This window comes from Magnetospirillum sp. UT-4 (assembly GCF_902729435.1).
Lineage (GTDB): Bacteria > Pseudomonadota > Alphaproteobacteria > Rhodospirillales > Magnetospirillaceae > Magnetospirillum.
Map to the genome: position 1 here is coordinate 62767 of NZ_LR746521.1, position 16014 is coordinate 78780.

Sequence of the window (16014 nt, forward strand, 5' to 3'; positions counted from 1 at the left end):
TTTACCGTTGCCCGGCTTGGTGCGCTGCGCACACAATGCCCGCAGTGGAATTGAGCGTGATGCATTGCAATGTCTTCAGGGTCCCAAGACGAAGGAATCGTTTCCATCTCAGACCTCAGAAGGGGTGGGGGATACGTTGGGGTAGCCTCGGTCGTTCTGAACGTATTGGCCCTGGCCCTGCCGCTGGCTCTGCTTCAGGTTTACGACCGCATCATTCCCAATTCGTCCATCGGCACCTTGCTGCTGCTTCTGGCCGGCGTCGCCGGGGCGATCTTCCTGGAATCGACGCTGCGGGTGGCGCGGGCCGAGATCATCAGCTGGATCGGCGTGCAGTACGAACACAAGTCCGCCTGCAATTCCTTCACCCGGATCATGAATACGCCGGCCGACGAGTTGGAGCGGGTCGGTGCCGGCGAATTGATCGAGCGCCTGGGCGGCTTGCCCACCGTGCGCGAGGTGTTCGCCGAGAACTGGACCCTGGTGGTCTGCGACCTTCCCTTCGTGCTGCTGTTCCTGGGCGGCATCGCCTATCTCGCCGGCTGGCTGGTGCTGGCGCCGACCCTGGTGCTGGCGGCCTTCATCGGCTTCACCCTGGCCGGCAAGGCCAAGGCGGAGAAGGCCATCGCCGATTTCAACCAGGTCCGCGACCGGCGCCAGAACTTCTCCATCGAGGTGATCCAGGGCGTCCACTCGGTCAAGGCGCTGGCCATGGAAGCCCAGATGATCCAGCGCTACGCCCGGCTGCAGGCGGCGGTGGCGCAGAACTCCCACCGGGTGGTCAGCGTCAATGCCGAGTCCATGGGCATCGCCGGCATCTTCTCGCAACTGCTGACCCTGTCGGTGGTGGTGTTCGGCGGCCTGATGGTGGTGGACAACGCGCTCACCGTCGGCGGCCTGTCGGCCTGCACGCTGCTCGCCGGCCGGGCGCTGCAGCCGATCCAGAAGGCGGTCGGCCTCTATACCCGCTGGCGCCAGGCGGTGATGATGCGCGACCGCTTCGAGACCATCTTCGCGCTGCCGCAGGAGTGCCAGCCCGCCAGCCCGGTGACTTCGCCGCTGGTGGGCAAGGTCGAGCTGAAGGACGTCCATTTCCGTCCGGTCCCCGACGAGGACCCGATCTTCGCCGGCCTCGAGCTGACGGTGGAACCGGGCGAACGGATCGCCATCGGCGGCGAGAACGGCGCCGGCAAGTCGACCCTGCTGCGCCTGATCCACGGCAGCATCGCGCCGCACCAGGGCAGCGTCCTGCTGGACGGGGTGCCGGTGGGCGAGTACGACCGCGACCACCTGCTGCGCCATGACGGCGTCGCGCTGATCCCGCAGCGGGGCGAGCTGCTGCGCGGCACCATCCTGGAAAACCTCACCATGTTCCGCGCCGAGCGGCGCAAGGAGGCGCTGCGCCTGGCCGGGCTGCTGGGCCTGGACGACGTCATCTACCGGCTGGCCAACGGCTACCACACCCGGGTCGGCGACGGCGGCTCGGACATCCTGCCGCGCGGCGTCATCCAGCGGGTGGCGGTGGTGCGCAGCCTGGTCAGCCGCCCGCGGGTGCTGCTGTTCGACGAGGCCAACGCGGCCATGGACGGTCCCGGCGACGAAAGGCTGCGCAACTACTTCGAGACCCTGTCGCGCGACGTCACCCTGATCATGATCACCCTGCGCCCGTCGCTGCAGCGCCTGGCCGACCGCATGTACCGCATCGAGAAGGGCGTGCTGGTGCCGGCGGTGGCGGCGGCACCCCAGCCCGTCGCCGCGGCGCCGGCCGAGCAGGCGCCGGTTGCCGAGACCCCGGCGGCGCGGCCGCCCATCGCCGTGGTGCCGGCGCCGAAGCCGGCGCCCGCCCCGCGGGCGGTGCTCGCCGCGAGGGCCGCCGCCGCGCCCGCCGCTGGTCGCGCGCCCGCCTCGAGTCTTGTGCCCGCCCCCGGTTTCGTCGCCGTCTCGGAGTCCGGCCCCGCCGCCGATGTGGCGCCCGCCGAGGGTGTGGTGCCCGCCGCTGGCTTCGTGAAGGTCTCGGCATGACCCTCCTCGACGCTCCCGACATCGCCTGGGGAACCCCGCACCGGCGCTACGACCTCAACGAGGAGCAGGCGGCCAGCGGCACCCTCGGCGGCTTCAAGGCGGTCACCGACCTGGCCGCCACGGTGCTGCCGCTGCTCACCGCGCTGGGCTGGGAAGGCGACCTGGTCCATGTCGCCGAATCGCTGCCCCACTTCGCCGAGAAGCTGGACCTCACCGATCTGCTGAACGTGATGGCCAATCTGGGCTTCACCAGCCATTCCCTGGATCTGGCCCCGGCGCGCATGGATCCCCGGCTGATGCCGTGCCTGTACCTGCCGCCCGAGGGGCACGCCCTGGTGCTGGTGCGCGCGGAGGAGGGCGGCATCGTCGCCTTCGATGCCGGCGAGCAGGTCTACCGGACCGTCCCGGCCCCGGCCGAGCGCGGGCGCATCTATCTGTTCCGCCCGCTCGACGCCGACACCCAGCAGCGGCTGGAGGAGACGCCGAAGAACTTCGTCACCTCGGTGCTCAAGCGCTTCGTGCCGCTGTTCCTGCGCATGCTGGGTACCAGCCTGGTGTCCAATCTGCTGGTGCTGGTGACGCCGCTGTTCATCATGGCCATCTACGACCAGTTCCTGCCCACCGGCTCGGTGCCGCTGCTGGTGTCGCTGCTGGCCGGCTCGGTCATCGCGGTGGCCGGCGACTTCGCCATCCGCGGCGTGCGGTCGCGCATGATCGCCTATATGGGGGCGCGGCTGGATCATCTGCTGGGTCTGGCGGTGTTCCGCCGCCTGATGCTGCTGGCGCCGCCCTATACCGAGCAGGCCAATTCCAACGCGCAGATCGCGCGGCTGCGCGATTTCGAGATGATCCGCGAGTTCTTCACCGGACCGCTGGCCACCACCCTGGCCGAGGCGCCGTTCATCGTCGTCTTCCTGATCGTCATGGCGATCATCGGCGGGCCGCTGGTGTTCGTGCCGCTGGGCGCCCTGGTGGTGTTCGTGGTGATCGCCATCGTCGCCCGCCCGGTGGTCGAGGCCCGGGTCAACGCCTCGACGCGGGCGGCGTCGCGGCGGCAGGAATTCCTGGTCGAGGCGCTGTCCAAGCCGCGCGCCATCAAGGAGGCCGGGGCCGCCGGCATCTGGTCCGAGCGGTTCCGCGAATTGTCGGCCGATGCCTGCCTGAAGAACCATTCCACCGCGCGGGCCAACCTGATCGCCGCCACCTTCTCGCAAGGCGTGGTGGTGCTGGCCGGCGTCGCCACCCTGGGCTGGGGCGTCGACCGGGTGCTGGCCGGCGCCATGTCCGGCGGCGGCCTGATGGCCACCATGATCGTGGTGTGGTGGATCCTGCGTCCGATCCAGACCGGGTTCTCGCTGGCCTCGCAGATCGAGCGGGTGCAGGCCTCGGTGACCCAGATCAACCGCCTGATGCAGCTGAAGCCGGAGCGCATGCTGACCCCGTCGATCCAGGCGGTGCCCCAGTTCCGCGGCCGGGTGACGCTGTCCAACGTGTCGCTGCGCTACAGCCCCGATGCCGACCCGGCCATCCTGGGCGTGACCATGCAGGCCGAGCCCGGCGAGGTGGTGGCGCTGGTCGGCCCCAACGGGTCGGGCAAGTCGACCCTGCTCAAGGTGATCCTCGGCCTCTACCGGCCGCAGACCGGGGCGGTGCTGATCGACGACATCGACATCCGCCAGCTCGATCCCATCGAGCTGCGGCGCCTGGTCGCCTACGTCCCGCAGCAGCCCGACATCTATTTCGGCACCATCTCGCAGAATCTGCGCCTGGCCCGTCCCGAGGCCTCGCTGGACGAGTTGCGCTGGGCCTGCGGCGAGGCCGGGATGCTGGGCGATATCCTGGAACTGCCCTATCAGTTCGACACCAAGCTGGGCGACGGTACCACCGACCGCCTGCCGGCCAGCTTCCGCCAGCGCCTGTCGCTCGCCCGCGCCTATCTCAAGCGGGCGCCGGTGACGCTGTTCGACGAGCCGGCCTCGACGCTCGACTTCATGGCCGACCGCCAGTTCATGATGACGCTCGAGCGCATGAAGACCCATTCCACCGTCTTCCTGGTCACCCACCGCCCCAGCCACCTGAAGCTGGCCGACAAGGTCGCCGTGATGGTGCAGGGGCAGTTGCGCATGTACGGGCCGGCCAAGCAGGTCCTCGACCGCCTGCCGCCCAACTTCTTCTAAGGGTTACGTCCGCCATGACCGCCACTTCCGCCACCTCCCAGTCCGCGCCGGCCCCCAAGCTGGAGAAGGCGTCGCGCCAGATCCGGCACCTGGCCCAGTTCGCCATCGTCGAGGAGGCCGGCATATCCGTGGTCTCCCGCTCGGCGGTGGTGATCATCGGCGCGGTGGTGGTCGCATTCGTGCTGTGGGCGGCCGTCATGCGCATCGACGAGGTGGCGGTCACCTTCGGGTCGGCGGTGCCGGCCAAGTCGGTGCAGGTGGTGCAGCACCTGGAAGGCGGCATCGTGCGCGAGGTCCTGGTCGAGGACCGGGCGATGGTCGAGGAGGGCCAGGTGCTGGTGCGCCTCGACCCGATCCAGGCGACCGCCGAACTGGAACAGGCGCAGAGCCGGCGCTGGGGGCTGATCATCAAGGCGGAACGCCTGCGCGCCTTCGCGGAAGGCCGCCAGCCGGTCTATACCGGCATTCCCGAGAAGTACCTGGCGGTGGTCAACGACCAGCAGGACATCCTGGCCGCCAACTCGCAGCGGTGGCTGTCGCAGAAGAAGGTCTTCGAGGAGCAGATCCTGCAGAAGCGCGAGGAAATCCACGCGGCGCAGTCGCAGCAGCGGTCGGTGTCGGAACAGCTGAAGCTGGTCACCGAAGAAGTGGCCATGCGCGAGACCCTGTACGCCGCCGGCCATTCCAGCAAGGTCGACTATTACGCCGTGCGGCGCCAGCGTGCAGCCGTCGAAAGCGAGCTGTCGCGCCTGAAGGGCCAGGAGGCCACCGCCGCCAAGGCGCTGGACGAGCTGTCCAAGCGCATCGCCGACCTCGACAACAACCAGCGCCAGGACGCCCTGGGCGAGTTGGGCACGGTCACCGCCGAACTGGCCCAGGTGGAGGATTCGCTGGCCCGCCTGACCGACCGGGTGACCCGGCTGGAGATCGTCTCGCCGGCGAAGGGCTACGTCCAGAACCTCAAGGCCAAGACCATGGGGGCGGTGGTGCCGGCCGGCGGCATGCTGATGGAGATCGTCCCGGTGGGCGACGACCTGCTGATCGAGACCCGCATCAGCACCCGCGACGTCGGCCACCTGCACAACGGCCAGAAGGTGATCGTCAAGGTCGCCTCATACGACTTCGTCCGCTTCGGCAGCGTCGAGGGGCACCTGCGCGACGTCTCGGCGACCACCTATGTCGACGAGAAGGACAACTCGCCCTACTACAAGGGCTGGGTCGAGATCGAACACCCCTGGGTCGGCGGCATGCCGGGCGAGAACGTCATCCTGCCCGGCATGACGGTGCAGGCCGACATCATCACCGGCCGCAAGACGCTGCTGGAATACCTGCTGAAGCCGCTGCAGCGCTCGTTCTCGCAGGCGTTCCGCGAGCGCTGAGTGGAAATGGCATATACATTTGATGTATAATTGACCGGGAATTGTGCCCCAGTCGGGGCGCGTGGAGGACGGAATGGCTGAAGATACTCTGAACACGACCGAGGGCCAGGGTTCCGACACCGGCACCGACACCGGCACTGGCGCCGGCACTGGCACCGACAACGTATCGACGCTCGACGCCCTCCACCTGGACGGCAAGGGCCTCGACGGCCTCGAGGACGCCCAGGAGCAGGAGCTCAGCAACACCGACGAGGTCGAGGGCGACGACGTCAAGGCCTTCGCCAACGTCCAGAGCGCCGGCCGCGAGACCTTCGAGAGCATGGTGGCCGGCGCGCCGGCCGAGGAGGGTGCGGTCCCGGTCGGCGACCAGGTGGTCCCCGATCCCTACGTCCCCAGCGAGCCCGACAACCAGGTCGCCGCCCAGTTCAGCAACCCCTTCCCGGCCTTCCCGCAGGAGGCCGAGGCCGAGGCCGAGGAGCCCGCGCCGGCTCGCGTCGAGCCCGCCCCGCCGCCCGAGGAGCCCGAAGTGGCCGAGCGCCCCATCGAGGACGCCATCGGCACCGACGAGGAAGAGGAAGCCCCGGCCGCCGAACAGGCCGCCGCCGCCCCGGTCGTCCAGGAACTGCCGCCCGAGACCGACGAGGTCCCCCCCGATGACGGCGAGGCGCAGGCGCCGTCGCTGGCGCTGGCCTCGGCGGCCAGCGGCGTCGAGGATGAACTGACCCACCTCGACTTCACCATTTCCCTCAATGACAGCGACGGCAGCGGCGATACCCTGTCGCGCCTCGAGATCAAGGGCGTTCCCGACGATTTCAAGATCGTCAACAGCGACCGGGTGGAGATCGGACAGTGGGTCGGCGATACCTGGATTCTCCCCAACCCGACGGCCGACGACCTGGCCAACATCTACCTGATGAACGTCGATTCCGACGACGACGCCGACTTCTCGGGTGATTTCGAGCTGACGGTGACGGCGACCACCACCGACCCCACCAGCACCGCCAACACCACGCTGCAGGTGCCCGTCCATATCGAGGCGGTGGCCGATACGCCGGTGATCGCGGTGGCCGATACCTTCGCCATGGAGAACCAGTGGCAGGATCTGAGCATCGACATCACCAACAAGGACCAGGACGGGTCGGAGTATCAGCAGGTCTATGTCACCGGCCTGCGTGACGGCGCGCAGTTGAACCACGGCACCGTGCTGACGGCCCCGGTTGTCATCGACGGAGTCACCATTCCGGCCGGTTCGGTGCTGGTGAACGCCGCCGATCTCGCCGACCTCAAGGTTCTGCCGCCGACCAATGACAGCCACGATTTCACCCTGACCGTGCGCGGGCTAAGCACCGAGACCTCCAACGGCGACGCCGCCATTTCCGATCCGCTGACCATCCAGGTCGATGTCGGCATCGTCGCGCCGTCGGCCTCGGGCTCCGGCACCGGCAACGAGGACCAGTGGGTCAATCTCGACCTCAACGCCTCGGTCAACCTGCCCGACGGCACCGAGGTGCTGACGGTCTCTCTGTTCGACCTGCCGGCCGATGCCGAGCTGGCCTACCAGGATTCCGGCACCGTGCTGGTTCCGGGCGGCGACGGCAGCTATGCCATCGCTCTGACCGACCTCGACAATCTCAAGGTCCGCTGGGCCACGCCAGAGCACACCGATGCCGATATCGGCTTCAAGCTGACCGCGACGGTGCGCGACGGCGACACCGACGTGGATACCGCCACCGTCCAGGCCGGCGCCCCCGACGTCAATTCGGTCACCGTCGATGTCACCGCCGTGGTCCGTGCCGTGGCCGACGCCCCGACCCTGTCGGCCAGCGCCATCGGCGTCGAGGACCAGTGGCACGCTTTGACCATCGATTCCGCCCTGGTGGATGCCGACGGCTCGGAAAGCCTGTCCATCACCGTCACCGGCCCGGCCGGCTTCGCCCTCAACGTCGGCACCGAGAGCGCCGCCGGCTCGGGCACCTGGACTCTGACTCCCGATCAGCTGGCCGGCCTGCAGTTCAAGCCGCCGCTGGACAGCGACAGCGACTTCAACCTGACCATCACCGCCACCACCACCGAGGCGGCGACCGGCGATCAGGTGGCGGTCAAGACCGCCAGCACCACCTCGACCATCACCGTCAAGGTGCTGTCCGACGCCGATGCCCCCACCGTGCTGGTGGACGAGCCGGCCAAGCATGTGGCCGAGGACGGGTTCTACAACCTGCGCACGGTGCTGGAGGACGGCGGCTATGCCGTCACCGGCGCGCTGGGCGAGCAGGGCGGGGCGGACGGCCTGACCGCCAGCCCCGACGGCTCGGAAAGCCTGACCTTCCAGATCGACCCGGTGGAGGGTATCGGCCTGCGGCTGCAGACCTTTGACGCCGGCACCGGCACCTGGTCCGACATGGCCCTGACCGACGGCCTGTGGACGGTGAGCGCGGCGCAGGTGTTCAACGGCCAGGTCCGGGTCGGCGGTCCGGCCGACTGGGCCTCGTCCAACACCGCCGACGCCATCCACTTCGACATCCGCACCGTGGCGACCGAGGCCAACGACGCCACCGACGACGCTCTGCAGGCGGCCAACCCGACCCTGACGCGCGACGGCCAGGCGATCAGCGCCTTCGACCGCCTGACCCTGGTCATCGATCCGGTGCACGACACCGCCACCCTGGTCGATGCCAATGCCGGCATCGAGGACCAGGTCGGCGGCATCACCATCGACCCGGTGGCGACCTTCACCGACACCGATTTCTCGGAGCGCCCCGATCCCAACGGGACGGTGACCATCGTCGCCAGCGATCCCGACATGACCAGCGGCCGCTTCGAGCTGACCCTGGACGGCACCACCACCACCCTCACGCCCACCATCGGCGGCGACGGCGCCTATACCTGGTCCATTCCCGGTTCGGCCTTCGTCCAGTCGGGCGGTGACGCCAACCAGTGGACCTTGGCCGGCCTCAAGTTCTTCCCGGCCACCCATCTGGCCGAGGACGCCAGCTACACCGTCAACGTACCCGCCTACGACACCCAGACCGGGGTGTCGCGGGTGCTCACCACCACCGGGACGGTGACCGTCGAGGCGGTGGCCGACGCCCCCGATCTGGCCGCCGGCCGCACCTACGGCATGGAGAACACCGCCATCGCCGTGGACATCTCGGCGTCGCTGGTCGATCTGGACGGGTCGGAAGCGCAGTGGGTCTATGTCGCCGACTTCCCCGCCGGGGCCACCTTCAACCACGGTTCCATCACCGCCGAGGCGGTGACGGTGGACGGGATCACCATTCCCGCCGGGGCGCTGAAGCTGGCGCCGGCCGACCTGCCGACCCTGACGGTGACGCCGCCGGCCGATTATTCCGACGACATGACCTTCCGCGTGTGGTCCACCACCGAGGAAGCGCGCAACGGTGACATGGCCATCAGCGGGCCGGTCACCGCCATGGTCGATGTCGGCATCGTCGATCCGTCGGCCTCGGGTTCGGGCGCCGGCAACGAGGGGGCCTGGACCACCCTGAACCTGTCGGCCAGCGTCAACGCCGCCGATGGCAACGAATCGCTCAGGGTGTTCATCGAGGACCTGCCGGCCGGGGCCGAACTGGCCCGCGTCGATAGCGGCGCCAGCTTCACCCAGGTCACCTATACCGGCTCGGACGGCCAGTCCCATACCGGCTACGAGGTCACCGGCAACCTCGCCAACGTCAAGGTGCGCTGGACCGACACCAACTCGGATTCCGACATGGCGCTCAACCTGCGCGCCATCGCCTATGACCGCGACGCCGACGCGGCCGCCGATTCCGGCGGCATCGACCGCGCCACCGTCATCACCGATACCGTGTCGCCGGATTCCGCCGACGTGGTGGTGCCGGTCAACGTGGTCATCGCGGCGGTCGCCGACGCGCCGACCCTGGCGGCCAATGCGGTGGGCGTCGAGGACAAGTGGGTGGCGCTGAACATCACCACCGCGCTGACCGACACCGACGGCTCGGAAACCCTGGCCGTCTATGTCTCGGACCTGCCTGCCGGGATGACGCTGTCCGCCGGTACCTACCTCACCAGCGCCGAGACCCTGGCCGACGGCACGACCACGGTGCCTGCCGGGTCTTGGAAGCTGACCCAGGCGCAGCTGAGCGGGCTCAAGGCCAACGGCCTCGCCACCGACAGCGATTCCGACTTCACCTTCACCGTGAAGTCGGTTTCCACCGAGGCTTCCACCGGCAGCCAGGTGGCGACCAAGATCGCGGTGAGTTCGGCCAGCGTCACCGCCACCGTGTTCGGCGACGCCGACAAGCCGACGGTGCGGGTCGATGCCGACACCCAGATCATCAACGAAGACACCCTGTTCCAGCTGCGCTCGGTGCTGGCCGGCTACGATCCGGTCAGCGGCGCCTCGGGCGAGGCGGGGGCGGCCCTGGCCACCAGCGCGGCGACGGCGGTGTCCACCGACGGCTCGGAAACCATCACCCTGTTCCGGGTCTATCCGACCGAGACCGGCACCCGCCTGGCCATCAGCGCGGATGCCACCATCGCCACCGGCGAGTACCAGGCGCTGCCCGCCTCCGGCTACTGGGAGGTCTCGTCCGCCGACGTGTTCGCCGGCAAGGTCTATGTGGGCGGCAAGGCCAACTGGTCCTCGGCCACCGATGGCGACACCATCCACTTCGACATCCGCACCGTGGTGCGCGAGGCCGATTACAACGCCGACACCTCGGCGCTGGCCGGCACCGGGCTGAGCCGCGCCACCGAGAACGTCTCCGACCCCATGACCCTGACCCTGAAGGTCAATCCGGTGGCCGACACCACCACGGTCGGCACGCTGTCGGCGGGGAACGAGGACACCCTGATCTCCTTCAACCCCAAATTCACCCTGAACGACCAGGACGGCTCCGAGCACCTGTTCGGCACGGTGGACATCCTGATCCCCAAGGCGACCGCCCACGGCCAGCTGACCGATGCCGGCGGCAACGCCTACGCCTTTACCGATGACGGCACCAACTACGTCTATTCCTTCCCGGTGGGCAGCCTGACCACGGTCAAGACGGTATCCGGCGTCCCGGTCGAGTTCCGGCTGGACAACGTCAGGTTCGACAACGTCGAGCATTCCGACACCGACCTGATCTACAAGATCCGCGTCACCAGCGAGGATGCCGGCGGCACCCAGAACAGCTACACCACCCCGAACCGGACCCTGACGGTCAAGGCGGTGGCCGATGCTCCGGTCGTGACGGTGGGCAACGCCATCGGCGGCGTCGTCACCGGCACCGAGGACACGGCGGTGGCGCTGGACCTGTCGGCCGTGCGGGTCGATCTCGACGGTTCCGAATCCCTGTCCAAGGCCGAGCTGTGGAGCGTCGATACCGGCTGGACGGTGGGCTACGCCGATGGCTCGCTGGCCCAGGACCTGGGCGGCGGCCAGTGGCGGCTGGACACCGCCCGCCTCGACGAGGTGGTGGTCAATCCGCCGGCCGACAAGCACTTCACCGCTGCCAACAACGTGCAGATGGAGTTCCACGCCTGGACGCTGGAGGCCGCCACCGGCAACCAGCTGGCGGTGGCCGAGGCGACCAGCCACACCACCTTCCAGGTGGTGGTCAACGCCGATGCCGACACCCCGACCCTGCAGCTGTCCCATGCCCGCGTCGATGAGGATTCGCGCGTCAAGCTGGAGATCCGGGCCGCGCTGACCGATGCCGACGGCTCGGAAACGCTGGCCTATTTCGTGTCCAACCTGCCCGATGGCGGCACCCTGCAGACCGCCGCCGGCGCCCAGGCCGGCGTGCTGGTGTCGTTCGACGGCAACAACCAGCCGGTGGCCGATGCCAACGGCACCACCTGGATGCTGACTCCGGCGCAGATCGGCGACGTGTGGTTCACGCCCAAGCATGATTCCAACGTGGACGGCAACATCACCGTCACCGCCCGCTCGACGGAAGGCTCCAACCTCGACATCGCCGAGAACACCCAGGTGCTCAAGGTCATCGTCAAGGGCATCTCGGACGGCCCGGAAATCCCGGCCGAGCACCTGCTGACCGACGCCCAGGGCAATGCCGTGCTGGATGCCAACGGCCGCCAGATCCTGAAGGCGGTGGGCATCGAGGACAAGGTCACCGAGGCCGATGGCGACGCCACCGGCACTTCCTCGGGTGCCCTCATCGATCCCGGCTTCGGGTCCTATGGCACGCTGGACATCGACAATTCCGAGACGCTGTCCATCGTCATCAAGAACGTGCCCGCCGACGTCTCCATCGAGATGGCCAATGGTGGCGACTCATATCTGAAGTACATCGGCGGCGACAAGTGGTCGGTCGATCCGGCCCATCTCGGCGACGTGCGCTTCCGCGCGCCGGACGACTATGCCGGGACCTTCGACGTCAAGCTCGACCTGATCACCACCGAGGATGACGGCCATTCCCTGGGCCAGGAGCGCACCCTGCGGGTGGTGGTGGATGCCGACGCCGACACGCCGTCGGGCTCCATCGGCGCCTCGGTGACCGAGGACGGCTGGCTGTCCGGCGCAACCGACAACGGCATTCTCATCAACGTCTCGGCCGGCGTCGCCGACAAGACCGGCGGGGTCGAGCGCATCAGCGCCCTGGTCATCGACCTCGACACCAGCCTGCTGGGCGGCATCGATGCGGGCGACGTGTCGCTGACCTTCGGCGGCCAGACCTATACGCCGGTGAACGGCCACATCGTCATTTCGCTGTCGGAATCGCCCACCGGCGACCAGCTGCCGCTGGCCGGCAACTTCACCGACAACACCGCCAACGGCCTCAGCCTCGACAGCGGCACCCTGGGCGCGCTGCGGCTTTACGGCGTGCCGGCGGACTGGTCCAACGACATTCCCATCAAGCTGACCGTCACCGCCACCGACGTGGATGATTCCACCGCGGTCAAGGTGGTCAACGGCAAGGTGGCGATCGCGCCGGACGTGGATACGCCCACCTTCACCGTGGACGACAGCACCATCAGCGCCTATCCCGGCGAAGTCATCGATCTCGCCTCCGACACCGGCGCCAACCTGACCTTCGGGCTCAACGACGCCGACCTGTCCGAGGCGGCCAGCTACTTCATGGTCACCGGCGTGCCGCAGGGCATGGAGCTGTCCTGGGGCATCAATGCCGGCGAGGGGACCTGGATCCTGCCGGCCGGCGGCGGCACCTTCCCGCCGACCTTCACCACCGACTACACCGGCTCCGCGACGCTGAACTTCTACGCCGTGGTCAAGGACACCGATGCCGAGGGCCATGTCGATACCGACCGCTTCGGCCCCGTCGCGGTGACCCTGACGGTGGCGGCCGATGGCGGCCATCCCGGCAGCGGGCCGTGGCCGACCACGCCGCCGGCCACCATCGGGGCGCCGGACATCACCGGCACCCTGGCGACGCCCGAGGACATCGCCTTCAACCTGGGCGGCCTGACGGTGACCGCCGACAACCCGGCCACCGAGACCATCAGCGGCCTGGTGGTGACCGACGTGCCGGCCGGCGCCTCGGTTTCGGGCGGCTACTACAACTTCCTGACCGGCGACTGGGTGGTGCCGGCCAGCGCCGCCTCGTCGCTGTCCATCACCCCGCCCGACGACTTCTCGGGCACCATGTCCATCAGCCTGCGGGCGGTGGCGGTCAAGGACGGCCTTTATGCCGTCACCGAGGCCGCGTCCGTGCCGGTGACGGTCAGCCCGGTCACCGACGGCGCCTCGTTCTCGCTGGCGGCCAATGGCGGCGCGGCGGTGGTCGAGGACATGGGCGACGTCCCGCTGACCATCTCGCTGTCGGAACTGGATGCGGATCATTCCGAATCCCTGGTCGACGGCGTGCTCACCATCCGCCTGACCGGCGGGGCGGGGCAGCTGGTGGACGAAAACGGCACGCCGCTCACCCCGGTCGCCGCCAACACCTATCAGGTCAACGTCGCCGAGTTCGCCGCCAACGGCAGCAGCACCCTGACCGGGCTGTATTTCCGTCCGCCGGCGCAGTATTCCGGCACCGTGTCCCTGAGCTTCTCCATCGACGTCACCGATCAGGGGGCGACGGCGGTCAGCGCCGCCGGCAGCCTCAGCTTCACGGTGGTGGCCGATGCCGACGTGCCGACGGTGTATGCCGAGAATGTCAGCGGCAACGAGGACACCGCCATCGCGCTGGACGTGATGCTGGACGGCAAGGACCTGGTGGGGGCCAACGCCTACGGCTCGGAAGGCATTTCCGTGGTCATCGGCAACGTCCCGGCCGGGGCGCTGATCCAGGGCGCCTTCAACAACAACGACGGCACCTGGACGGTCAAGGGGGCCAATGTCAGCGTCGTCAACGATCCCACCCATGGCTGGGTGGCCAAGCTGACGGGGGTCAGCTTCCTGCCCATGCAGGACGACAGCACCGACTGGACGCTGTCGGCCACCGCCTACACCTCGGAGAACGGGGTGAAGAACGAGATCGCCTCGGCCAGCGGCACCTTCACCGTCACCGTGAACGGCGTCGCCGACCAGCCGACCATCGATCCGCAGGCGGTGTCGGGGACCGAGGACGTCGAACTGGCGCTGAACCTCAACGCCCAGCTGATCGACCTGTCGGAAGGCCTGTCGGTCACCATCTCGGGGGTTCCCGCCGGAGCCGTCTTCACCGATGGGGCCGGCCACGCGGTCGGCACCGAACTGTCGGCCGGCGTGTGGAAGATCGAGTCCGCCGATATGGGCAGCCTGCACTTCAAGGGGCCGCTCAACGCCTCGGGCAGCTGGGCCATGTCGGTCTTCGCCACCTCGGTGGATGACGGCTCGACCGCCAACAGCGTGACCAAGGCGTTCTCCGTCACCCTGGCGGGCGACGCCGACATGCCGACCCTCACCGTGACCGACCTCACCCCCGGCGCTGCCGACAACCAGGCCTCGGGCAGCGAGGATACCGCCTTCGCGGTCTCGTTCTCGGCCGCTCTGACCGACACCGACGGCTCGGAGACGCTGTCGGTGACCATCACCGGCGCGCCGGCGGGCACCAAGTTCCTGGCTGTCGACGGCACCCAGGTGGTGGAATCCTCAGGCGGCAAGTGGATCATCGACGCCGCCGACATTTCCGGACTGAAGATGGTGCCGCCGGCCAACTGGTACGGCGACGCGGTGCTGACCGTCACCGCCACGGCGGCGGAAGGGGCCACCGAGCAATCGGCATCCGCCCAGCTGACGGTGCATGTGGACCCGGTCAACGATGCCCCCGACGTGTCCCTGTTCACGGTCAGCCAGGGCGTCAACGGCACCTCGGTGTCGGAGCCGATCCACGTCCTGCCCGGGCCGGACACCATCCAGGTCGCCGACGTCGATGGCACCGCCCTGTCGGGCATGACCATCGGCTTTGCCGGCGGCCACGAGATGGGCGACAGCCTGGGCGTGTCGGGCCTGGCCCTGGGCTTCGACGAATCCGGCTCGCTGGTGGTCGAAGGGACCGGCATCACCGTCTCCTACGACACCGGCAACCATGCATTGGTGTTCTCGGGCAGCGGGACCTATGCCGAGTACGGCGCCATCGCCTCCAAGGTGGTGCTGACCAACGATACCGGCGCCATCGATCCCGGCAACCGCACGTTCAACGTGACGGTGTTCGACGAAGCGGGGGCGCAGGACACGGTGCAGACCAGCGCCTCCATCGGCGCCACCGGAGCCACCGACCCGGTGACCCTGCAGGGCGACGCCCTGGGCGACATCCGCTGGACCTCGTCGGGAACCGTGGTCAACGGCGATTCCCTGTACGTCAGCCCCGAATCGGGCGGCACCACCTTCAACGGCACCAACGGGCTGGACATGCTGGTGGTGCAGCACGCCGACGGCAGCGCCGGCGACTGGCTGCTGCAGGTGGATCAGAACGATCCCACCGTGATCACCGGCATCTCGGCGACGGACAAGGACTTCATCGTTCACCTGGACCAAGGCTCGGGCACGGCCGAGATCGACCAGAACGGCGACCTGGTGTTCAACGGCGACGCCTCGGGCCGCATCGAGTTCGAGGACCACAGCACCATCGTGTTCAACCACATGGAAAAGCTGGCGGTCTAGGGTCCGTACTCAATTAGGGTCCGTACTCAATTAGGGTGTGGCCTGCGTTGGCGTTCCAAGGGCGCAATGGCAGGCGCCGGCGCGACGGCGATGCTGGACGCATCGCCTAGCGGCGGCAACGTACCAGGGCGCCCTTGGAACGCCAACCCTCCGGGCCGGACGAATTTGCCCTCCCGGTGCGTCAGGCCGCTTGCGCGATGGTCCACATCGCGCTGCGCGTCCTTCCTGCCAGGCGGGCAAATTCGTCTCGGCGCAGGCCACACCCTAATTGAGTACGGACCCTAGAGCGCGATGACATTAGGTCGGCGCACGGGGTGCGCCGACCTAATGTCTGAATCGCACTCTAATTTATTGATTTAGAGGCGGATTCAGCTATCAGGTTGGATCGCCTCGCGATTCAACCTGATAGCAT

The 16014-nt window shown here is 68.4% G+C and carries 4 protein-coding genes; all 4 read left to right on the plus strand.

The window, feature by feature from the left end:
- Positions 1–69 precede the first annotated feature (69 nt).
- The 4 genes from MTBUT4_RS15515 to MTBUT4_RS15530 all read left to right on the plus strand — a co-directional run bounded on the left by MTBUT4_RS15515 (position 70) and on the right by MTBUT4_RS15530 (position 15602).
- The gene (locus MTBUT4_RS15515; protein WP_256367265.1) at positions 70–2019 is read left to right on the plus strand and encodes a peptidase domain-containing ABC transporter; all 1950 of its coding nucleotides are present in this window, start codon (positions 70–72) and stop codon (positions 2017–2019) included.
- Positions 2016–4196, plus strand: a complete 2181-nt coding sequence (locus tag MTBUT4_RS15520) for a peptidase domain-containing ABC transporter (protein WP_173980605.1) — start codon at positions 2016–2018, stop codon at positions 4194–4196. Before MTBUT4_RS15515 ends, MTBUT4_RS15520 begins: the two co-directional genes overlap by 4 nt.
- A 14-nt stretch (positions 4197–4210) precedes the next feature.
- Entirely contained in the window at positions 4211–5575 is a 1365-nt protein-coding gene (locus MTBUT4_RS15525) for an HlyD family type I secretion periplasmic adaptor subunit (RefSeq protein ID WP_173980606.1), read from the plus strand.
- 73 nt (positions 5576–5648) lie between these two features.
- Entirely contained in the window at positions 5649–15602 is a 9954-nt protein-coding gene (locus tag MTBUT4_RS15530) for a hypothetical protein (protein ID WP_173980607.1), read from the plus strand.
- The last annotated feature ends 412 nt before the right edge of the window (positions 15603–16014 follow it).